General features: G+C 47.0%; 22 protein-coding genes and 1 riboswitch. Of the genes, 6 read left to right on the forward strand and 16 right to left on the reverse strand.

The genetic code is table 11. The annotated features are described in order from the left end of the window. Positions 1-93: 93 nt before the first annotated feature. The 10 genes from BLW39_RS01315 to BLW39_RS01360 form a co-directional block, all read right to left on the reverse strand. Entirely contained in the window at positions 94-879 is a 786-nt protein-coding gene (locus tag BLW39_RS01315) for a metal ABC transporter permease (protein ID WP_059376055.1), read from the reverse strand. Then, on the reverse strand, positions 872-1,591 hold the full coding sequence (locus tag BLW39_RS01320) for a metal ABC transporter ATP-binding protein (protein ID WP_059376063.1): 720 nt from the start codon (positions 1,589-1,591) through the stop codon (positions 872-874). The genes BLW39_RS01315 and BLW39_RS01320 overlap by 8 nt, the downstream gene beginning before the upstream one ends. Before the next feature lie 67 nt (positions 1,592-1,658). Further along, positions 1,659-1,889, reverse strand: coding sequence for a Veg family protein (locus BLW39_RS01325; RefSeq protein WP_059376069.1), 231 nt, complete (start codon positions 1,887-1,889; stop codon positions 1,659-1,661). A gap of 95 nt (positions 1,890-1,984) precedes the next feature. After that, a complete protein-coding gene (gene rsmA, locus BLW39_RS01330; protein WP_059376073.1) occupies positions 1,985-2,872 on the reverse strand; it encodes a 16S rRNA (adenine(1518)-N(6)/adenine(1519)-N(6))-dimethyltransferase RsmA in 888 nt (295 codons plus the stop codon). Next, positions 2,856-3,440, reverse strand: a complete 585-nt coding sequence (gene rnmV, locus BLW39_RS01335) for a ribonuclease M5 (protein WP_059376077.1) — start codon at positions 3,438-3,440, stop codon at positions 2,856-2,858. Before rnmV ends, rsmA begins: the two co-directional genes overlap by 17 nt. Continuing rightward, positions 3,433-4,227: a TatD family hydrolase gene (locus BLW39_RS01340; protein WP_059376085.1), complete on the reverse strand. Its 795-nt coding sequence runs from the start codon at positions 4,225-4,227 to the stop codon at positions 3,433-3,435. Before BLW39_RS01340 ends, rnmV begins: the two co-directional genes overlap by 8 nt. A 120-nt stretch (positions 4,228-4,347) precedes the next feature. Next, complete coding sequence (gene nusB, locus BLW39_RS01345; RefSeq protein ID WP_059376092.1) at positions 4,348-4,758, reverse strand: transcription antitermination factor NusB; 411 nt, start codon at positions 4,756-4,758, stop codon at positions 4,348-4,350. Further along, positions 4,758-5,207 (reverse strand): Asp23/Gls24 family envelope stress response protein, encoded by a 450-nt coding sequence (locus tag BLW39_RS01350; RefSeq protein WP_059376096.1) that lies wholly within the window; start codon positions 5,205-5,207, stop codon positions 4,758-4,760. The genes nusB and BLW39_RS01350 overlap by 1 nt, the downstream gene beginning before the upstream one ends. A gap of 82 nt (positions 5,208-5,289) precedes the next feature. Next, on the reverse strand, positions 5,290-5,850 hold the full coding sequence (efp, locus tag BLW39_RS01355; RefSeq protein ID WP_059376101.1) for an elongation factor P: 561 nt from the start codon (positions 5,848-5,850) through the stop codon (positions 5,290-5,292). A gap of 183 nt (positions 5,851-6,033) precedes the next feature. Next, positions 6,034-6,234 carry a hypothetical protein gene (locus BLW39_RS01360; RefSeq protein ID WP_059376107.1) on the reverse strand — a complete coding sequence of 67 codons (201 nt, stop codon included), beginning with the start codon at positions 6,232-6,234 and terminating at the stop codon, positions 6,034-6,036. Between the two features lie 422 nt (positions 6,235-6,656). On the opposite strand from BLW39_RS01360, the gene BLW39_RS01370 reads away from it, so the two are divergent. The 4 genes from BLW39_RS01370 to BLW39_RS01385 all read left to right on the forward strand — a co-directional run bounded on the left by BLW39_RS01370 (position 6,657) and on the right by BLW39_RS01385 (position 11,276). Continuing rightward, on the forward strand, positions 6,657-6,872 hold the full coding sequence (locus BLW39_RS01370) for a DNA-directed RNA polymerase subunit epsilon (protein ID WP_059376114.1): 216 nt from the start codon (positions 6,657-6,659) through the stop codon (positions 6,870-6,872). Beyond that, a complete protein-coding gene (gene rnjA / locus BLW39_RS01375) occupies positions 6,872-8,554 on the forward strand; it encodes a ribonuclease J1 (protein ID WP_059376119.1) in 1,683 nt (560 codons plus the stop codon). Before BLW39_RS01370 ends, rnjA begins: the two co-directional genes overlap by 1 nt. A gap of 143 nt (positions 8,555-8,697) precedes the next feature. After that, complete coding sequence (gene ppcA / locus BLW39_RS01380) at positions 8,698-10,215, forward strand: phosphoenolpyruvate carboxylase (RefSeq protein WP_059376123.1); 1,518 nt, start codon at positions 8,698-8,700, stop codon at positions 10,213-10,215. Between the two features lie 146 nt (positions 10,216-10,361). Beyond that, positions 10,362-11,276, forward strand: coding sequence for a hypothetical protein (locus BLW39_RS01385; RefSeq protein ID WP_114666310.1), 915 nt, complete (start codon positions 10,362-10,364; stop codon positions 11,274-11,276). 53 nt (positions 11,277-11,329) lie between these two features. Here BLW39_RS01385 and metK read toward each other — a convergent pair whose 3' ends face one another. Further along, complete coding sequence (gene metK / locus BLW39_RS01390) at positions 11,330-12,490, reverse strand: methionine adenosyltransferase (RefSeq protein WP_059376129.1); 1,161 nt, start codon at positions 12,488-12,490, stop codon at positions 11,330-11,332. An 80-nt stretch (positions 12,491-12,570) separates the two neighbouring features. Continuing rightward, positions 12,571-12,655, reverse strand: a riboswitch (SAM riboswitch). Positions 12,656-12,718: 63 nt separating this feature from the next. On the opposite strand from metK, the gene BLW39_RS01395 reads away from it, so the two are divergent. Continuing rightward, a complete protein-coding gene (locus tag BLW39_RS01395; protein WP_059376133.1) occupies positions 12,719-13,603 on the forward strand; it encodes a hypothetical protein in 885 nt (294 codons plus the stop codon). Between the two features lie 47 nt (positions 13,604-13,650). Here the strand turns inward: BLW39_RS01395 and BLW39_RS01400 are convergent, their stop codons facing one another. From BLW39_RS01400 to pcrA, 3 genes are all read right to left on the reverse strand, one after another. Beyond that, a complete protein-coding gene (locus BLW39_RS01400; RefSeq protein WP_059376137.1) occupies positions 13,651-14,793 on the reverse strand; it encodes a CamS family sex pheromone protein in 1,143 nt (380 codons plus the stop codon). A gap of 71 nt (positions 14,794-14,864) precedes the next feature. Beyond that, positions 14,865-16,904, reverse strand: coding sequence for an NAD-dependent DNA ligase LigA (ligA, locus tag BLW39_RS01405; protein ID WP_059376140.1), 2,040 nt, complete (start codon positions 16,902-16,904; stop codon positions 14,865-14,867). A 33-nt stretch (positions 16,905-16,937) separates the two neighbouring features. Then, on the reverse strand, positions 16,938-19,190 hold the full coding sequence (gene pcrA, locus BLW39_RS01410; protein ID WP_074717675.1) for a DNA helicase PcrA: 2,253 nt from the start codon (positions 19,188-19,190) through the stop codon (positions 16,938-16,940). A 149-nt stretch (positions 19,191-19,339) separates the two neighbouring features. Here pcrA and BLW39_RS01415 point away from each other — a divergent pair, with 149 nt between their 5' ends. After that, on the forward strand, positions 19,340-20,491 hold the full coding sequence (locus BLW39_RS01415; protein WP_059376153.1) for an ATP-binding protein: 1,152 nt from the start codon (positions 19,340-19,342) through the stop codon (positions 20,489-20,491). Positions 20,492-20,555: 64 nt separating this feature from the next. On the opposite strand, the gene BLW39_RS01420 is transcribed toward BLW39_RS01415, so the two are convergent. Both BLW39_RS01420 and BLW39_RS01425 read right to left on the reverse strand, forming a co-directional pair. Then, positions 20,556-21,218, reverse strand: coding sequence for a glycoside hydrolase family 73 protein (locus BLW39_RS01420; protein ID WP_059376156.1), 663 nt, complete (start codon positions 21,216-21,218; stop codon positions 20,556-20,558). A 165-nt stretch (positions 21,219-21,383) separates the two neighbouring features. After that, complete coding sequence (locus BLW39_RS01425) at positions 21,384-22,319, reverse strand: dihydroorotate oxidase (protein ID WP_059376160.1); 936 nt, start codon at positions 22,317-22,319, stop codon at positions 21,384-21,386.

The following is a 22,319-nucleotide window of genomic DNA, read 5'->3' on the forward strand; positions in this document are numbered from 1 at the left end:
CAGTATAACACAAAACCGGAGTCAAAAACGAACATTCGCCTTTGGCTCCGGTATTTTTTAATAATACGATTTAATCCGGTCAGCTAGCCCCACTTAATCCTTAGAAAGCCAGATAGAGACTAGATAAATTCCAACCTCAATCACGGCAATAAAGACAGAAGTCGGCAAATTTGTCAGATAGGCCAAGGCCAAACCGGTCCAAGTTCCGAACAAAGCAAAGAAAACCGAGAGGGCCATCAGAGCAGATACCGAACCTTGGTAGTAGCGGGCCGAGGCGGCGGGCAAAGTGACTAAGACAAAGATTAACAATGACCCCACCAACTGTGACGAAATCGAAACCGAGAGCGCCATTACAATTAAAAAGATAATTTTCAAAGTCGTTTTCTTGGAATTACGCACCAACAGGCCGGCCTCATCAAAGGAAAGCAGGCGCAATGGCTTGTAAAATAGGAAAATCACGACCAAGACCAAGACGGCCATCCCCATCAAGATCAGGATATCGGCGTGCGAAATCCCCAAAACCGAACCAAACAAGATGCCGGTCGCGGCCGAATTAGAGGTGTGACCCAAGGCAAGGAACAACACCCCTAAACCAATGGCCAGAGCCGACACCGCTGAAGTCACGTTATCCTGACGGGCCTGGGCGTTTTCCAAACCACCAATCGCCAGCGCCGCTAGAATCGTGAAAATCACCATCCCCAGCAGTGGTGGCCAACCGGCAAAGAAGCCAAAGGCCGCCCCCGCAAAGGCAATTTCACTCAAAGAATGACTCAAAAAGTTATAAGAACGCGCCACCACGAAGGTCCCGACGATCCCAGCCACCACCGAAATCAAGGTACCGGCAATGAAGGCGTTTTGCATAAAAGTTTCTTCAAACATGGTTCACCTCCTGGTGATGGTGTGAGGAAGCGTGGTCCGGCAAGTCTTTAGCCAAGCCAAAGTCGACCTGACCATCGTGCAGCCACAAGTAATCATCCGCAAAGTCTTTGACCCAAGAGGTATCATGCGAGATCCACAAAACGCCAATTTGCCGGCTTTGTTGCAAGTCTCGAACCCGCTTCACCAAGGCTAGCGCGTGGTTGGCATCCAAAGCAGCCGTTGGTTCGTCCAAAATTAGCAGGTCCGGGTTTTGAACCAAGGCTTGGGCAATATAGGCCCGTTGCTTTTGACCACCGGAAGCATCAGCTAGTCGTTGTTTTGCCAGGTCAGCTAAGTCAACTTGTGCTAAGGCCGTCTGAATGGCTTCTTTTTCTGTTTTGGTCAACCAGGGACGCAGTCCCTTCTTCAAACCCAGGGCCACAAAGGATGCGATTGAAAGTGGATAATCATCACCAAGGTCACGAAATTGTGGAACGTAGGCCAGGTTTTGACTGTTAACCCGAATTTGTTCATGATGACTTTGACCACGACCAGTGGTCTTGGCACCAAGGACTGTTTGAATCAGTGCTTTAATCAGGGTCGTCTTCCCGGCCCCATTTTCACCAACGATCACCGTAAACTGGTGGGCTGGAATACTAAAAGAAACGTCATTTAAAATTACACGGTCTGAGAAAGCAGCAGTAAAGTGACTCACTTCAACTTGTTGCGCCATTTTGTTTCTCCTTTTTAGTTATGTCAGCGAACAAAAAAAGCCCTTGCGGGCTTTTTTATGTATTTTCTTAATCGGCAAACGTGATGTCCACGTTGTTCGTTAAGATGTCTGTGTAGCTGTATGAAGCGCGTTCGAAGTTTGCTTCTTCATCCAATTCTACAACAAACAATGATGGAAAAGTAGAACTCAAAATTCCGGAACGTTCCGTGAATTTCTTTCGTCCTGCTTGAGAAACTACAGTAACTGATTCACCAAGGTGCGCGTCTAATCGCGACTTAATATCTTCCAAAGTTGACATATTGACCGCCTTTCTCATTAAACAAGAATTATTATAACATGGCAGTAATAAAAGTTCAACCTTTGGTAATATTCAGTCATCAAATGCGACATTTATCATCTATAGAAATTCTCTTCCATCAGGGCTAAATACAAGTCCGTCAGCTGGTTTAGGGTTAATCGCTCGGCGCGAATCCCCGGTTCAATTTTTGATTGGTCTAGAGCTCTTGTCAAACGTTCTTTAATTTTCTCATCTTTTCCAAATTTTTGGAGCAGGTTATTCCAAAGTGACTTACGGCGGTGAGCAAAGGCCGCTTTGACCAACGAAAAAAGTTGGTCTGGTTTTTCAACCGGTTGGTCTGGTTGCTTTGGCGTCAATGAAACGACGGCCGAATCCACATTTGGTGCCGGGTTAAAGGCAGTCCGTGGTACCTTCAAGGCAGTCGTCACATTGGCATAATAGGCCAGCATAATTGACAAGACGCCGTACTCCTTGGTCCCCGGTTCAGCAGTCAAACGGTCGGCGACTTCTTTTTGCATCATGACCACCAGGTTCGTCCAGTTAATCTTAGCCTGCAATAGGGCCAAAAGAATTGGCGTGGTGATGTAATACGGCAGGTTCGCCACCACTTTGACGGAACGGTCAGCACCAAAGTGCTTGGCTAAGTCCGCCTGCAAATCAACGGCCAAGACATCTTCATTTAAGATCGTCACATTGTCATATGGCGACAAAGTTTCACTCAGCACCTTGACCATGTCTGGGTCGATTTCAAAGGCGAAAACCTGGTCGGCTGCCTGGGCCAAGTATTCGGTCAAACCACCGATTCCGGGCCCGATTTCCACCACCGCATCTTCTTTGGTTAACTCAGCTGCAGCCACAATTCCCGTCAGGATATTGGCATCCGTCAAAAAGTTTTGACCAAATTTTTTCTTAGCCCGCAGGCCGTACTGGTTTAAAATCGCTTGCGTCCGCATTGGACTAGCAATCTTAATCGATTTTTCCATCAAAAGTTCCTTTCAAGGCGGACAACACATCAGCCTTTTGTATGCCATAGGCCTGCAAGCGTTGGTACAGTTGCTTACCATTGGCGTAGCCAATTTGCAGTTGCTCACCCAAATACTGCCGCTTTTCTACCGCCTGGGCGCCACCGATCAAGCCCAAGTCAATCAAAAAGTCACGATCAACATCAGAGCTTGGTCGGTCTTTGCCAACCCGGGCATCCGCTTCTTGCAAGCATTGCGCCAAAACGGCCAGCGGAGCGTGTTCCACGCCCAACGACTTGTGCGGGTTATCCTTGCTAGCCCGTCCCTGGTCTTGGCTAATCGTCGCTTGCGTCACTTCCGGCACGGCCGCTGAAATGAGCCGCCGCAGGCGGTTCCCATTAAAGTCTGGATCCGTGAGGACAATGGCTCCCCGGTCTTTGACGGCTAGACGAATTCGTTGCAGCACCTCGGGTCCCAAGGCAGAACCCCGAGTCTCAATCGTGTCGCAATCAACCGCTTGGCTTAACCGCTTGGTGTCCGACCAGCCTTCCACCACGACCATCGCCTTAATTTTTGGTCGGTCAGTCATGGTTCAAAAAGATCCGGTGAGCATTTTGCTTGGTTTGCCCGGCCAAGTCATCGGCCGTCATGCCCAGCGTTTCTGCCAGGCTGTCGATGACGTACTTGGTCCAGCCAGGTTCATTGGTCTTGCCTCGGTTAGGGACCGGTGCCAAATATGGTGCATCCGTTTCCACCAAAATCTGCTCCAGTGGCACAACCTTGGCTGCTTCCCGGACTTCTTCCGCCTTTTTAAAGGTGACAACACCGGAAAAAGAAATGTAATAACCAAGGTCAGCAAAGGCCTTGGCCTGTTCTGGCGTGCCGGAGAAAGAATGAATGACCGCCTTTTTAACATCGTTTTCTGTCAAAATTTGGTATACATCATCGAAGGCTTCCCGGTTATGAATCACAACCGGCAAATCGTTTTCTTTAGCCAACTTGATTTGAGCTAAGAAGGCCGCCTTTTGTATCGCTGGATCCGTATCCCAATGGTAGTCCAAGCCGGTTTCACCAACAGCGACCACCTTATCTTCGTGTAATTGCGCTGCCAACACCTTCAATGCTTCTTCATCGAAGTCTGGCGTGTCTTCTGGTTGGTAACCCAAAATGGCATAAACGCCATCATTTTCTTGGGCAATGGCCAAAGCGCGTTCGTTACCGACTTGGTTATAGCCAACGATATTCATTTCCAAAACCTGAAATTCGTGGGCCCGGCCCAGGTAAGCTGGCACATCAAAGAAAAGTTGGTCATCGTTTAAGTGGGTATGACTGTCATAAGATGGTGCTGGTTGTTCATTTGGATGATAAATCGCCATAACGGCCTCCTTATATTCCCTTTATTCTAACATAGCCCTTCTTTTTCAAGGCAAAAGGCCGTCATATGTCAGAGTTTTCATTCAATCTTTTCATAAAAAAAGACTGCCACGGCAGTCTTCTTATGCACCAACCGGCGCATAGTTTTTCAAAACACCATTGACGAATTGTGCATCCTGTTGGCTCGCAAATTCCTTCGCCAGTTCAACAGCCTCATCCACAACCACCTTGTAGGGGGCCGGTTCTGCTAGCTGCAATTCATAAACCGCAATTCGCAAGATGACCAAGTTGACGCGGGCAATCCGGTCAATCTTCCAGCCAAGGGCCAAGTGCTTCGCGATATCAGCATCTAAGTCCTTCTGTCGGGCTAAAACACCGTTTACCAACTGGGGCAAAAAGGCGTCATACTCAGCATCGCCAACAACCAAGTCGTACACCTGGTCAAGTTCTGCTTCGTCTGGCATTTGCTTGGCTGCGGCAAATAAAATTTGCACGGCCGCTTGCCGTTCTTCGTGTCGTGATAATTGAGTCATTAGCTGGGCTCCTTTGCCAGGTCATGATCAAACAAATGGTTTGGGTCAAGAGTTTCATTTTCGTGTTCAGGCATCAAACCGGCAATGGTCACATTGACTTTCGTCACTGTCAGGCCAGTTAAGTCAGCCAAATTCTTCTTGACTGATTGTTGGATGGCAAAGGCGACCTTTGGCACAACCACACCATATTTCAAGACAACGGCAATATCAAAGACCAAGCCGTCGCCTTCTTGATGCAAAGTCACACCCTTGGTCTTTGACATGGTCGTCAAAGACTTTGGAAAGTGGTCATACACCTTTGATTGCATGGCAAAGACACCAGCAACTTCTTCGGTTGCTGCCTGTGCGATTAATTCCACCGCTTCTTTTGCCACCATTGTTTGGCCATCTGCTTGTGCTTCAGCGGTCAACAAAAAGTTCTTATCAGTTAGTGTAGCTTGCTTAGCCATGGACTCCTCCAATCAGCCGAATCGTTTCGACACCAATTAAATACAAAAGACTGCTTCGTTAAACAAAGCAGCCTAAGAAACCTTAGGCCCGACCCTTGTAGGACCCATCTTCAGTATTAACGATAATTGTTTCACCTTCGTTGACGAAGTCTGGAACAGTAATTGTTGCCCCAGTTTCAACAGTTGCAGGCTTACCTGAACCAGTTGCTGTTGCACCCTTGATACCAGGTTGCGTTTCAATAACCTTCAACGTGACAGTTGATGGCAATTCAGCACCCAAAACTTCTGAACCATACATCGTAATCTTAACTTCCATACCTTCAAGCATGAACTTCAAAGCGTCTTGCAAGTTATCATCTGAGATGTTGATTTGTTCGTATGATTCCGTATCCATGAAGACACGACCATCATTTTCAGCGTACAAGTATGACATTGGGCGAGTTGAAATCTCGGCCTGTTCAAACTTATCACCAGGACGGAAAGTTACTTCGTTAACTGCACCCGTCCGCAAATTCTTCAACTTAGAGCGAACAAAGGCCGCTCCCTTTCCAGGCTTCACGTGTTGGAATTCCAATACACGCCAAATTGAGTTTGAGTATTCAATCGTCAAACCTGTTTTCAAATCATTCATGCCAATTGCCATGAGTATATCCCTCGTTCATTTAGTAATTATTATTTATTATAACAAAAATTCACCTAGGACGCACTGTTCTTTCACAAAAGAATATTCTCTCTTGCTAGTGGCAGTCGTGATTGTCCAGTTAATTTGCACAAAGTAGGACCAATTATCCAACAACCAGGTTCGTCAAGTGACGACTAGTGATTCCTATTGGTCCTCTTCTCGGTCTGCGAGCTGATATTTTTCAACCGCTAAGACACGGACCAGCATTTCAACAGCGAGGCCTAATAGTAGGACATCAATCAAGACGATGGCCCACAGTGGATAATCATGATTATTCATATAGAACAAAGATCCCATTAAAATCAGTACGAGTGTTACCCGAACGATTAAACGTTGTGATTTCATTTGCAGCCCCCAATCGATTGATAAGTGGCTCCCAGTGTAACAAGCCCGCTTATCCTTGGCTGCTAAATCCAACGACAATGAGATAACATTTTATTGAAAGTATTGCGTTTTGATTAGCACCAACACGGATTAGCCAAGAAAGTTTCAAATCATTTCATGGAGATGAAAAAAAGATTAACCGACAATCTTTTTGAGCAAACTTGCCGTATTAAATCAACCTGTAGCAAATGTGCCGACAATTGAACAAAGCATTTGGCCAGTTTTCTTGCCGGTCAGTCAGCCTCTCCTTTTGAACAAAACAAGGAAAAAGGAAATTGTTGGCCGAGGTTTTGGAAAAGACCAGCAAGCCGGCTCTGGCTGTGGTAAAATAGAAGTTAAGGTTTTCGTTCGTGATCAATAAAAAATTAAACTTGGAGGAACACATGGTTTACAAAGTTTACTATCAAACAAGCAAGGACCGCAATCCAAAGCGGGAAGATACACACGCCTTTTATATTGAGGCTGAATCACAACCGGCAGCACTTGCCGCCGTACAAGCAAACACAGATTTCAACATTGAAACAGTTGAAGAACTTTCTGACGCAGCACTGGTGTACGAACAGGCTAGTCCAGAATTTAAGTTAACGACCTTCGCCTAATGTCAGCAGTTGATATTAAGCCCAACGAAGTCGGCGTTTATGCCCTTGGTGGACTTGGCGAAATTGGAAAAAACACTTATGGAATCGAATATCAAGATGAAATCATCGTCGTTGATGCTGGAATTAAGTTTCCAGAAGATTCTCTTTTAGGAATTGACTACGTTATTCCTGACTACTCGTACTTAGTCGAAAACATTGACAAGGTTAAAGCTCTGGTAATCACCCACGGACACGAAGACCACATCGGGGCGATTGCTTATTTCTTGCAAGCCGTCAATGTTCCAGTTTATGCCGGCCCTTTGGCAATGGCCCTCATTCGCAACAAGCTCGAAGAAAAGCAGATGCTTAATCGAGTGGAGTTGCATGAAATCACGGATGGTTCTGTGATTGAATTTGACAAAACTTCTGTCGAATTTATCCGGACCACCCACTCAATCCCAGACGTTTTTGCCGTTGCGGTGAAGACACCAGTGGGAACAATTGTCGAAACGGGTGACTTCAAATTTGATTTGACCCCCACGACCAAGCAAAAGCCAAACCTTTGGTCAATGGCTCGTGTTGGTGAAGAAGGCGTTTTGCTTTTGATGTCAGATTCAACCAACGCTGAACGGCCCGAATGGACCAAGTCAGAAGCTTGGGTCGAAAAGACGGTTCAAAAGTTATTTGAGCAATTAAAGCACGGTCGGATTATCTTTGCGACCTTTGCTTCCAACATGAACCGAATCAAGATGGCCACTGATGCCGCTATCAAGCACAATCGTAAGATTGCCGTCTTTGGTCGGTCAATGGAATCTGCGATGGCAAACGGTCGCGCCCTGGGTTACTTAAACATCCCAGATGACGCCTTGATTGAACAGTCACAGATTAAAAACATCCCAGATGATGAACTCTTGATTCTTTCAACTGGTTCTCAAGGGGAATCAATGGCTGCCTTGGCTCGAATTGCCAACGGTACCCACAAACAAGTCCGCTTGAAGCCAAATGATAATGTGATTTTCTCTTCTTCACCAATCCCCGGTAATACCGCTTCGGTTAACGCCGTGATTAATAAGCTTGAAGAAGGTGGCGCAAACGTCATTCATGGAAAGCTAAACAACATTCACACTTCTGGTCACGGTGGCCAAGAAGAACAGAAGTTGATGATTTCTTTGATGAAGCCCGAATACTTCATGCCAGTCCACGGTGAATACCGGATGTTAAAGGTTCACGCCGGCCTCGCTGAAGAATTAGACGTGCCAAAGGATCACACATTCATCTTGGAAAATGGGGACGTCTTGGCACTCGATGGTGTTAACCCACCACGGATTGCTGGACACTTCCCTGCCGAAGATACTTATATCGACGGCTCTGGTATTGGTGACATTGGTTCAATCGTCTTGCACGACCGGTTGAAGTTATCGCAAGATGGTTTGGTAATTGTGACCGCGACAATCGATTTGAAAAAGAAGGAAATTCTTTCTGGTCCCGATATTCTATCACGTGGTTTTGTCTACATGCGTGAATCCGGTGACCTGATTAACGATGGTCGTCACGTCATTTTCAATACCATTCGGAAGGCCATGGCAGCCAAGAATGCTAACGAATCTGATATTCGTCAGGCAATCATTGATGACTTATCAAAGTATTTGCATAAAGAAACGGCTCGAAAGCCAATGATTTTGCCAATGCTAATTATGATTTAATAATTTTTTTAAAAAATGTTGACACAATTTGCTGTGTCAGCGTTTTTTTTCGTTCAAATCTGCTATTATTAGATAGTAACGTTAATAATTAAGATTGTTTTGCATTAAATGTTCGTATTTTACGAAGCAACAGGAGTTCAACCATGCCAGACCGAAAAATTCCAGCCATTATGGGAACCCAACATCCCGATAACGCCAATGCCCCCTTCTGGGACACGGCCCAGCAGCCCTTCATCAGTGCTTACCGGGAAACCGATGAGGCCTTCGCTAACTATCAAGTTTTGGATGTTGATGAGTATATGTGGGACTGGGAAGGCAAGCATGCCGATGCTGCCGTTCTCGACCGGCTTTTTTCTACCCACTACGACTATTTCAAGGAAGAACAGCTTGGTCGCGATAAGTTCTTGACCTTCCGCTTTCCAAATATTTGGGAAGAAAAGGGCTACAACTTAATGCAGGCGATGACGGCCTTCTTGAGTTCGGAAGACTTTGCCCATGACCTTGGCTTTGACCAACGCCCCCTCTTTGAAGCCATCCTTCCAATGGCCCAACGCGCTGATCAAATTTTGGAAATGCAACTGTTGTTTGAAAAGTTGGCGACTTTTAAGGATACTACCTTTACGCCAACAGAAGAAAACAAGACTTATATCGAAATGATTCCCCTTTTTGAGGAATTTGAAACCCAGTACCATGCACCAGAAATTCTAAAAGAATACCTTGACCTCCATGAGCAACACTTTGGTTTTCGACCAAAGTCACTGCGGGTCTTCTTGGCTGGGTCTGACTCTGCCCTGTCTGCCGGCTTCATGTCTTCGATTATTGGGAACAAATTAGCCCTGGCCCGTCTGCACCAATTTGCTAAAGAAGAAGGAATTGAGATCTATCCAATCTCTGGAACTGGGTCTGCCATCTTCCGCGGTGGTTTGTCACCCCTGCGGGTCGAGCGCTATGTTCGTGAATTTGCCGGTGTCCGCACGGCCACGGTCCAATCCGCCTTCCGCTACGACTTTCCGCTTGAAGAAACCAAGGCCGGCATCAAGTACCTCAAGGAGCACCTGCCAGCAGCTAAGCCAATTGAAATCGACGCAGCGGATGAGACTGTCCTATCAGAAATTGCGCAAAAGTCTGCCGCCTTTTACCAGGACACTTTGGAGCAAATCGTGGTGGATGTGCAACCAATTTTCAAGGCCTTTCCAAAGCGCCGCGACCGCCGTCAACACGTTGGTTTCTTGGGCTACTCACGATCCGTTGACAATGTTGAATTGCCTCGTGCCATCAACTTCACCGGTGCCTTTTATTCAATTGGTTTGCCACCCGAATTTATCGGCTTCGGTCGGGCCTATGCGAGCCTGAACGATGACCAGCTCGCTGTCTTAAAACGCTACTACCCAAGTATGCAAGAAGACTTCAACGAGTTGTCCCACTACGTCAATTTGGACTCCTTGGCCATCTTAAAGACACAAAGTCCCGCCTGGGCCGAGGTCGAAGAAGACATCAACATCCTCAAGGAGGCCTTCGATCTAAAGATTGGTCCGGAAACACTGGCGCAAGAACAGCATTTTGAGATTGCCTCGCAGGTTGTCCAAATGAAGGAAGGCGCACCAATTGCCATCACTGCCTTGATTAACCGGATGGCGCAACTACGTCATTTCCTCGGCTAGACTGGGTCTAAATGGCCTTTTTGCGAAATTTCTGCTATAATTGTCATATTCAGAAAACAAAAGAATTTTGTTAACCTTTTAAGAGTTTTGACTCGGGGCATGCGTAGGCATGCCTTTTTTATCGACAAGAAGCAGATTTGAAAATTATGACACAAGCACATTTTATTATTGATACCACCATTATTCGTCACAAGGACCTGGGCGCACTCGATCAAATTCAAGGGCAACTCACCCAAAGCAACTTGGTTGAAAGCTTTCAAAAAGTCACCAAGCAAAACCCGGCCTCAAACCTCGCTAAGCGACTCGTCAAGACGATTAACTCTGAAGAAGTGGTACCCCTTGTCATCATTGGTAACCAAGCCACGATGAACGCGATTTTAAATGGCCTTTTGGCGGTTGATGAGAACATTCGCTGGCCTTTGCTGCTGATTGACTGGCCGGCTAAGGACGTCAAAGCTGAACAAATTTCCGGACAAATCCTTGCCTCATTGCACCAAGAACAAATTCAGCAGGTCCGACTCGGACGCCTTGATGGCCTGGTACCAAAGCAAGGTAGCCAATTTTTCTTGGATAACTTCCAAATTGGCCCAGACTTTTTCGCTGTGATGCCTAAATTTGACCAAAAAATTTCATTACGAAACGCCAGCCACCAATTATTGCACTTCTGGAGCGACCGTTCTCGGAACCAAAGCAAGGTGACCTTCTCCTGGACCCTACGCTTTGGGGCTACCTATCAAAATCATAGTAACAGCCTTGGCTTGCAAATTATGCTTGGTGAAAATGATCAGGATAATCAAGTCCGGATCATTAACCAACTGCCTTGGCCAAGATTGTTCATGACCTACCTCCGTGGTAAAAAAGGGGCCGATAATCCCGGTCGTCGTGGCTTTACTACTTTGACGTTGGGACAAAACGAACCGGCCGACTTTCACATTAAGGATATCCAAACCGTTAAGGCCGACAGCCGTCTCCTACCTTCCGGAGCCTACTCCTTTACATTGACTAGTCACGACCACTACCCAATCTTAGTGGCTGCTACTAGTACTCAAATTAGCAAATAAAAAAATGCTGCCTCATTAATTTGAGTCAGCTTTTTTGTTTTAATTTAGTACTTTTAGTCAAGGGCAGCCTTGATGTCTTCAACCCGGTCCAACTTTTCCCAAGGTAGGTCTAAGTCAGGGCGGCCAAAGTGACCATAAGCAGCCGTTTGCTTATAAATTGGACGACGCAAGTCCAATGTATTGATAATGGATAATGGTCGGAAGTCAAAGAGCTTTTCAACCACCGCTTCAATTTTATCCTCGGCCACTTTGGCAGTGCCAAAGGTTTCAATGTTTAATGAGACGGGCTTGGCCACACCAATAGCATAGGCAACCTGCAATTCAATCCGGTCAGCCACACCAGCCGCCACCAAATTTTTAGCAACGTAGCGAGCGTAATAGGCAGCAGAACGGTCGACCTTAGTAGCATCCTTACCAGAAAAGGCCCCACCACCGTGATGAGCGGCCCCACCATAAGTATCCACAATAATCTTTCGACCAGTCAAACCAGAATCTGCTTGCGGTCCACCCAAAACAAAGCGGCCAGAAGGGTTAATGTAGTACCTGGTTTGTTCATCAACTAGGTCAGCAGGCAAAACGGGATCAAGAACCAGGCGCTTGATGTCTTTTCGTAATTGGTCCAAGGAAACCGTTTCATCATGCTGCGTTGACAAGACAACGGCCGCAATCCGCTTAACTGAGCCATCATCCTCTAATTCCAAGGTAACTTCGCCTTTGGCATCGGGACGCAAATAAGGTACTTGAACTTCTTGGCGAACCTGCTTGATTTGACGCATCATTTGATGAGACAAGTCTAGGGCTAGGGGCAAATAGTCGGTCGTCTCATTGGTAGCATAACCAAAGACCATCCCCTGATCGCCGGCACCCAGCTGGTCCGGGTCATCTTCGGCAGCATCGACCGCCTGTGCGATGTCTGGTGACTGTTCAACAATCTTATTTGAAACGTTGATTGAGTCGGCTGAGAACCCATATTCTGGTTGGTCATAACCAATCTCTTTGATGGTGTCGACCGCGATTTGACGGACGTTGACGTAGGCTGAGGTTGATAATTCACCAAAGATGGAAACATCACCAGTTGAAGTCGTCACCTCAATGGCAGCCCGGGCCTTCGGGTCTTCCGCCAAAACCGCATCCAAGATGGCATCGGCAATTTGGTCAGCTACCTTATCGGGGTGGCCATTAGCGACTGATTCTGCAGTAAAAAATTTTGTCATTTCTTTTTCTCCTTTAAATTAACTAACAATTAAGAGACAAAAGAAAAGCGCTCAGGGACAACCCAAAGCGCTTTGCAAGTTGCCTATCTTACAGAATTACCACCGTGCGAATGCCGGTTGGTGCAGGTTCACCGTGCTGTATCACTTCCCTGCTCTTGATAGTTATGTAATTTATAATTTATATTCTACATGATAGAATAAGAAATAGCAATTATCCTCGAGGTTCTAATGACAAAAGAAGAGAACACACAATATGCTGCCGACCAAAGCAATTCGGGTGCAAGCCCCTCGGCAGAAGAACATTTACAAGACAAAACGGCCGATTTCTTTTCCAGGTCCAACCGTCGCCAGCAAGCAAAAGGCGGCGGCAGTAATGCCAGGAACCAGCAGCAGTCGGCAACGAGTATTCCAAGTCCAAGCCCTTATACCATTCCGGCGGTGACAATCGGGCTCAACATTGTCTGGTGGCAGCAACCGCTGATTTACCACCAAGCCTGGCAAAATGCACAAAACTGGCACATTTGGTCATTAATTGCCTACTCACTACTAACCGCTCTAGCACTAGCCTTTCAGATACAAAACCGCTTTGGTAAGACCGACCACCGCGCCTGGTTGGCTTTGGCCGCTTCACTAATTGTCGTGGTCAATTCACAACTGCGGTCACGGTTTGAAATTCTCTTTTTGCTTCTGCTCTTTATCGCTTTTTTGCTGATTTTGCCAATCCGCTCACTGCAGCTGCAAAACGCCTTGGGGATGTTTGGGCTGAGCGTCCTTTTGACCTTTACGGTGCCAATTTGTATTACTTACTTGGCCAACAACTATGTGTCACCGGAGTTTTTGCAACAATCTTGGCTCTTAGTCTTTGCCAGCCTCTTTTATTTTACCCCGCTCTTTCTACCATCGGTAAAGGGCCGGCAGTTGGAATTATTGACGGCGCCACTCTTCTTAATTGCCCTTTTTTGGTCACAAGGCTTTGGCATCTTGGCCGGTCTGGCAGCTTTCTTTGCTATCGCCGCTTTCTTGTTAACCTTTATCCGGCCGCTAACCTATCAGTATCAGCCCATAATGGCGGTCTTAGGCCTGATTGCGACAACCATGCTCTTTTACCACTAAACAAAACAAAACCCGCTAATCAGTTGATTAGCGGGTTTTATCTTGCTTTAGTAAAGTCGAGTAATTGTATAAGACTTATCATCCGACTTACGGACCAAAATAGCTTGAATTTCGTTAGCCGTTTGCACCTTAATTTGTACCGGTGCCGATGAAGGCAAGAACTTCAAGGCAGAGGCTGAAATATAATCGGTAAAGGCGTTGATTTCAGTTTGTGAATAGAACTGGGTTGTCACCGTGACGTTCATCGATGACAGCTTGTTATTCGTAAACTTCGCCACGGCGGTTGCACCAGCGATATTTGGGAAGAAATTCGTAATATCGTTCTTAAAGTTGGTAAAGCCAGAATTTTCATCCGAACCAAGGGTTGATGTATCCGTTGATTCCTTTGGTAAGACGATTGACTTTTCATTAATGCTTGACCAGTCACCCAAGTCCGTCCCGGACTTAGAAGTGGCTTCGGCGTAGAATGATCCTGGAGCCAAAGAATCCTCTGGTGCCGTATCATACATCGCCAAGACAATCGGAATATTCTTACCAACACCCTGTTGTTCACGAATCTTCTTGATCAACTTGGGCGCTATCTTTTGCCCATAAGCAATCCGGTCTTTGTCTGAGATGGTTTGATAATAAGTCGTACCATACTGTTCCTTTTGGTAGGCATCCTGGCTGTTCATCGCCACACCAACAACCATACCGGCCAAGCGCAAGTTATTGCCATCCTTGGTCATGAAGTCTTGTTCCGTTAGCGTCTGAACGTAGATTGGGTTACGACTATCATCCGTCTTGCCGTTATCCTTTGGATTCAAACCATCGGAATCGCTATCCGTTTGCCGAGCCAACAAAGAATTCACAGTATCAGCATCCAAATACTGGCCTTCCTGGAAAATGTAGCGACCAGTCTTAAAGTGTGATTTTGATAGGTTCAACAGTGAAGATTCAAAATCCTTTGTGTCGAGCGTGTTATTTAACGAGGTCGCCGTGATTCCACGGGCAGCCGACGTCAAATAATGACCATCCTTAATCACCGTTTGGTAATCACCAGCTGAGTTTTGCGTCAACTGGATTCCCTTGGTCTTTGAGGTACTCGTCCCCACCTGACCTAAGTTAATAAAATAAAAGAAGGCCCCTAAGATGATGATGACCGCCAGGCCAATCATCAGATAGCCACGTTTTGAAATCCGTTTTAACATTGTTCTTCCTCTAATTTTGCCTCAACCGGCCGACTAAGCCGTGAAACAGCAGTCAGCAAACTGAGACGAAGTCAATTTGACTCATCTTGTTGCGCATTGATTAAATCTTGTTCACTCCAGACGGTGACCCCGAGGTCTTCCGCCTTTTGTAACTTTGATCCAGCATCACTACCGGCAATCACCAAGTCCGTTTTCTTGGAAACGGAACCAGCTACATTGGCGCCATGAGCCTCCAACCAGTTAGCTAGCTCACTTCGCGAGCTCTTTTCTAGTTTACCAGTCAAGACAATCTTTTTACCATAGAAAAATGAATTTTCATCGACTGAACCATTATCCGACTTGTACGCCAGATTCACACCGGCATTGGCCAACTCGGCCAACAAGGCCTGCGATTGTGGCTCATCAAAGTATTTTACCACGGAATCAGCAATTGCTTGGCCAATCCCGTCAATGGCAACGATTTTTTCCACATTTGCCTGGGCTAAAGTTCCCAAATCGTTCAATTCGGCCATCATCGTCTTCGCTGCTTTGGCACCGACAAGGCGGATACCAAGGCCAAATAACAGACGGTCAGCCGAGTTTTCTTTGGAATTTTTGATAGCCTGAACCAGGTTATTAGCAGACTTTTCCTTGAACTTATCCAGGGTCAGTAGCTGATCGACTGTCAGTGAATAAATTGAGGCAACGTCGGTCACCAACTTTTTCTCAAGCAGCTGACTGACAATCTGTGGTCCCAAGCCATCAATGTTCATCGCATTTCGGGAAGCAAAGTGGGTCAACCCTTCTTGCAGCTGGGCTGGGCAGGCGGGGTTAATGCAGCGCAAAACGACTTCACCCTCAACATGGACCAAGTCCGCCCCGCAGGATGGACAAGTCGTTGGAATTGGATACTTTTCCGCAGTGGCTGCTCGTTTGTCCAGAATCACTTGCCCAATTTCTGGAATAATGTCCCCGGCCTTGTGCAGCGTAACCGTATCGCCAACCCGAACATCCTTCATTTCCAAGTAATCGGGGTTATGCAGCGAAGCCCGTTGCACCGTTGTTCCGGCCAACAAAACGGGATCCATCACGGCGGTTGGGGTCACCGCCCCAGTCCGACCAACGGTCCATTCAATATCGCGGACAACCGTCTGCTCTTCTTCCGGTGGAAACTTATAGGCAATTGACCAGCGCGGCACCTTGACGGTATTACCCAGATCAATTTCTGAGTCGATTTCATCAACCTTCACGACCACCCCATCAATTCCATAGGGCAGGCTATCCCGCTTTTCCGTGTACTCGGCAATATAGTCAGCAATTTCTGCCATTTTGCCGATTACCCGGTTATCGGTGTTGGTTGGCAAGCCTAATTCAGCAAAACGCCGCAGCACCTCGGATTGCTTGGTCACACCCAAGCGGTCCGCTTCGGCTGTGTAGTAAATAAAGGCCGACAACTTGCGCTTCTTGGTTTCTTTAGCATCCAACTGGCGCAAGGAACCAGCCGCGGCATTCCGCGGATTAGCAAAGGGCTCTTGGCCCTGGTTTTCGCGCTCTTCATTTAAGCTGGCAAAAGAAGCCTTGGGCATGTAGATTTCACCCCGGACCTCAATCGTAAGGGGTTCGTTCAAAGTCTTTGGCACGTCGTTAATCGTCCAAACGTTGGCCGTCACGTCCTCACCGATTGACCCGTTACCACGAGTCGAGGCTTGGACTAATTGACCCTCTTCATACTTCAAGGAAACCGCCAAACCATCAATTTTCAATTCCAAATTATAACTGGGCTGACTACCAAGGGCCTTGACCGTCCGGTCTTCCCATTCCTGCAATTCTTCAAGCGAAAAGACATCCCCCAACGACAGCATTGGAACCGGATGTTGGACCTTGGCCAAACCAGACTTGGTTTGTGCTCCACCAACGTTTTGCGTTGGCGAATCCGGTGTCACAAATTGAGGAAAGGCCGCTTCTAAGGCCACTAACCGGGCATACTTAGCATCGTAGACGTGGTCCTCGACTAAGGGCGCGTCCTTTTCATAATAGGCAATACCGTCATCAATCAGCTCATCTTGCAACCGACTGATTTCAACCTGGGCTTCCTTGGTCGAAAGCTTTGAAATTTCTGGATTATCTGCCATGCAAAATCCTTTCTCACCTGACTGTTCAATACATTAATTTATTTTTTCAATTGGGGCAAAGGCGGCCAAAAGCTGCTTGATTCCGTCTTCTGGGAAGGCAACCTTTAGTTCTTGATCCGTGGCTTCACCCGTTACCGAGACCACCGTTCCGACTCCCCACTTTTTGTGAGAAACCTTATCACCAGCCTGCCACATGACCCCTTCGGCACCAGTGGTGTTCGCCGTTTTCTTTTGCACTGGACTAGCCGTTTTTGCCCCACCTTGGTAAGTGGTACTGGTTGCCCGCAAGAACTTTGACGACAAGCCGGCTTGCACGCCAGAACCACCAGCCGGATAGGCTTGATCAATCAATTTTGGCGAAATTTCGTCAATAAATCGTGACGGCTGGTTGGCCTGCGTTCGGCCGTAAAGCAAACGAGAGAAAGCGTTCGTCAAATACAGCTTCTTTTCTGCCCGAGTAATCCCAACATAGGCCAAGCGCCGTTCTTCTTCCAATAAATCCTCGTCTTGAGCCGACCGGCCTAATGGGAACAGCCCCTCTTCCAAGCCAATCAAAAAGACAATTGGGAATTCCAGTCCCTTGGCCGCGTGCAGCGTCATCAGGGTCACTGACCCACTATCTTCCTCGACATTGTCCAAATCAGCCATCAAAGCCGTCGAACCAAGAAAGTCGGTCAACGGATTAACTGCATCCTCGGCCTGGGCATCATACTTGTCATCAAATTCCTTGGTAACCGACAGGAATTCGTCCAAGTTTTCCAAACGAGATTGTGATTCTGGGTCTGATTTGTCCTGCAATTCCTTGCGGTAACCAGACTGGTCCAAAATCAAATCAGTTAATTCAGAAACGGTTAAAAACTCAGCCTGTTGCGCAAAGTTATGCACCATTTCGGCAAAGGCCAGCAACTTTGTCACCGCCGCCGGGCGAATGTCCTGGGCCAATTCAATTTGATCGATGGCCGCTAACATTGGCAAATCCATCTGGTTAGCAAAGCTAAAGAGACGGTCAACCGTTGATTGGCCGATCGCCCGCTTGGGCACGTTGATAATTCGTTCCAAGGCCGCGTTATCGGCTGGGTTGGCAACCAAGGACAGGTAAGCCATGATGTCCAAGATTTCCTTACGGTCATAGAACTTATGACCACCAACAATCGTATAGGGCATATTGGCCTTGACTAAGGCTTCTTCCATTGCCCGCGACTGCGCGTTGGTTCGGTACAAGATGGCAAAGTCAGATAGCGACTTCTTGTCTTCGCGCTGCCCCTTTTGAATTTGGCCCAAAACATAGTAGGCTTCATCCTGGGCTGACTGGGCCCGGTAATAGGTAATCTTATCGCCAGTCCCATTTTCCGTCCAGAGCTTCTTTGGCACCCGTTCGTTATTATGGTTAATCACATCATTGGCGGCATCCAAAATCGACTGCGTTGACCGGTAATTTTGTTCCAAGAAAACCGACTTCGCCTGTGGCCAGTCTTTTTCAAAGTTCAAAATATTTTGCATGTTGGCCCCACGCCAGCCATAAATCGACTGGTCGGCATCCCCAACAACCGCCAAATTCTTTGAGCCCTGGGCCAGCATGTTGACAATCTTATACTGGGCATCGTTAGTGTCCTGGTACTCATCAACGTGAATGTAGCGGAACTGGTCTTGGTAGCGTTGCAAGACCTCCGGCGCTTTTTCAAACAATTCGATGGTTAACATAATCAAATCATCAAAGTCGACTGATTGAGCCTGACGGAGTGCCTTTTGGTATGAAAAATAAACTTCCGCCACTCGTTCTTCATAAAAATTAGCGGCTTGTTCTTGGTAATCCTTCGCCGTTAACAAGTCGTTCTTAGCATTAGAAATCGTTCCCAAAATCGTTCGTGGATCATACTGGCTGGTATCCAAATTCAAATCATTGATAACCCGCTTCACTAAAGTCTTTTGAGCCGAGCCATCTAAAATCGTGAAGTTCTTACCCAGACCAATTTGCTCGCCATCTCGACGTAAAATGCGGACGGCCAAGGCGTGGAAGGTCGAAACCCAGATTGACTGGGCCAATTCGGCATCCACCAGTCGACCAATTCGTTCACGCATTTCACGGGCAGCCTTATTGGTAAAGGTGATGGCCAAAATCCGCCATGGTGCCACGTTCAAATCTTCAATCAAGTGGGCGACCCGGTGGGTCAAGACCCGGGTCTTACCAGACCCAGCACCAGCCATAATTAAAAGCGGCCCTTCCGTAGTTGCGACCGCTTCGGCTTGCTTGCTATTCATTCCCTGTGTTAGTTCTTCAACAGTCATTTTGCCATCCTAAATCGTTTTAATCACTGGTCCTATTCTATCATAATTGGCCGCTATTTTTGTGGCCGGACCCGTGCTAAGAAAAGCAGTTCATGATTTACTTTTGCGCCAATTTCCGTTATTTTAACAGTAACTGAAAGGGTTAAAAAATGGCAGATACAGTACCAACAATCCAACTTGGCAAAACATTTTACTTGAAGCGACCAATTAACGCTACAATCGACCAAATCTTTGCACCGCACTTGCTCCTGGTGGGCCAAACTGGTGCCGGTAAATCAACCACGCTCAAGCAAATTAGTCGACAACTCTTCGCCAACAAGGCCGGGCAAATTATTTTTGACCCCACTGGCGAATTTGCGGCCCAAGAAAGCCAGCAAATCAAGTATATTTTGGGTGACAACGTCTTCTTTGACCTGAGCCGACTGAACGCTAACGAATTAATTGCCGCCCTCGACCTACACTGGGATAATTCTTTGGCCGACCGCCTCAGCCATGCTCAATCAGGATTACGAATTGCCCGCTACATCCTCGCTGGTCAAGAGACCCTCTGGGATGGACAAAAGCATACCAATGCGGAGTTCTTTGACCTCAAAGAACAACTCTTTGCCAGTCAATGGGATTATCCCCTTCATCTTCTCGCTCAGCAAATGCAGCAAGACCTAGCTGCCGACCAAGCTCAGAACCGACTGACCGAGCAGCAATCGCGCAACTGCCAACAAGAAATCAACCGCCTCGCCGACCGCTTGAGCGACCCTCGTTTGAAAACGATTGCACCAAACCAAGACCAATCAAAAACCAAGTACGACCTGGTTTATCTCTTACAGTTAGCCGCCGCTAAAGCCAACTATGGCGCCAAAATCACCATCAACTTAGCTCAACTAAAGGAACTCGGTCCCCTTCAGGCAGCCATTATGTCTGCCGCTTGGCAACAGCTTTTGCTTTTCCAAACAAAGGCCAACAAGAAAAAGGCCGTTTACCTTCTGATTGATGAGGGGCACCGCTTTTTAACCGCTGACCAAGAAGACCGGCAAAACGGCTTAGCCCAAATTTTGCGAGAAGGGCGTAAGGAACAACTCTTCGTTGCCTTTGCCTCCCAATCACCGCTCGACCTGCCACCAGCTTTATTGGGACAGTTTTCCACCCTGATTTGCCATCGCCTGGTCAACCCAGCTGAATGGCGGCAATTGCCGCTACTATGGCCAACGGTACGCTTAACAAAAAAGATTGCCCGCCTCGAAACCGGTCAAGCCTTGATCAAACTCGGCCGACAAAAAGAAAAGTTCGGACAAATTGAACTCTAAATCAAATAAAAAACACGTTGACAGCCAACTTGAACGCAATCACTTTGCTGGCAAAACGTGTTTTTTATTTACTTTTCCGGTCAGTCCCCATTTTTTCAGCTAAATCAAAGCGCTGCAGGTACCAATGCTCAATCACTTGTACCAATTTTTCAGCATAGGACGGGTCAGTGGCATAACCATCCTGAACCAGAGCCGCAGCGGCGGCCTTATAGTCCTTGGCGGCAATCACATGCTCATATTGGTTGGCATTCCACTGTGTGCCCTTGGAGAGCAGCTGGGCATGGGCCTCCATTGACTGTTGCCAAGTTTTGTAGCTGGCAAACTTTTGATCAACTTCAATCCATTTGCCATTTTCATATTCCTTCGTTGGCACCACGACACCAGCTTGGTCGGCCGAAGCCTTAATCCCGTAAAGATTATTATTGTCTTTCGCTAGCGATGACTGGTTCCAGTCCGATTCGAGGATTGCCTGGGCTAAAGAAATTGAGGCAAAAATATGGTATTTGTGCTGCATCTTTTGGGCATAGGGTGCCCAGGTTTGGATTTGCTTTTCTTTTTGTTGAGTCTGAATCACAATTTGGTCTTTTTTCGCCGTCATCGACTGGCTTAAGAGGACAGTCGAGCCAATCAGGCCGGCAAAAACCAAGAGGACCATGTAATGAATCCGTCGTTTTTTCTTCGCCTTTGGCAAAGAAAACCACTTTCTCTTTTTTCGCTTCTTCGCCAAAAGTGCCTCCTAACAATTAGAATGATTTTATCGTGAATAGAATATAGCTAGTATACCCCTTTCTAAAATTTTTGCCAAAGTTTAGATTCAAAGAAAAAATCCAACGAAAATGTTGGATTTACTCATCAAGATTATTTGGAAAAATCTAGCAAACGCGCACCAGTCTTAAAGCTCTTTCAACTGGCCGCGGAAGTCGTCCAAGGTCTGATAACCCTTAGCGGCCATGATTTCCTTTAATTCGGCTGCTAGGCGGTCGTAGACGCCAAGTCCTTCCTTCATCACCTGAGTTCCCACCGAAACCAAGTCCGCTCCACACAAAATGTGGGCAAAGACGTCGGCCCCAGTCGTCACCCCACCGGTTCCCAAAACCTTAATGCTTGGGTTTAACCGTTGGCGCAAAGCGCGAACATTGGCTAAGGCAGTTGGCAAAACCATGGCCCCACCAAGGCCACCAAAGCCGCCCTTGGCCTTGGTCACCACTTGTTCCTTTTCAACATCGACCCACAGCCCATTCCCAACGGAATTGATGGTATTGACATGGGTCAATGGGTACTTGTTCAAAACTTTAGCAATTTGATCAAAGTGAACTAAGTCAAAGTATGGTGGCAACTTGACCCCAAGGGGCTTCGTGTAAAAACTAAAGACCTCGCTCAAGACCTGATCAGTAGCCTCAAAGTCATAGGCCAACTGCGGTTCCCCAACAATGTTTGGACAAGAAAGGTTTAATTCGGTTGGCCCTTGGTAATCCGAAGCCTGCAACTTCTTTAGCAAGGTAATCGCATCGGCAGCAGACAGAGCAGCAACCGACAAAATCGTTGGCTTTTGCTGGTCTTCTAGGACATAGTCCAGGTAAAAGTCATAACCCAAGTTAGGCAAGCCCATTGAATTAATCGAACCATTGGCCAAATCATGGTAACGCGGATTTGGATTTCCCTCACGAGCTTGGAGGGTGGCAGACTTGGTCACCATCGCCCCCAAATTACTGGTATTGGCCAGGTCGTTTAATTCTTCTTTGGTTTGGCAGTGCACGCCAGAAGCGTTCAACAATGGGCTCTGTAAACTTTGGCCAAACAGGTCGGCACTCAAATCAATTTCCGTCAT

This window comes from Fructobacillus pseudoficulneus (assembly GCF_900108455.1).
GTDB lineage: Bacteria > Bacillota > Bacilli > Lactobacillales > Lactobacillaceae > Fructobacillus > Fructobacillus pseudoficulneus.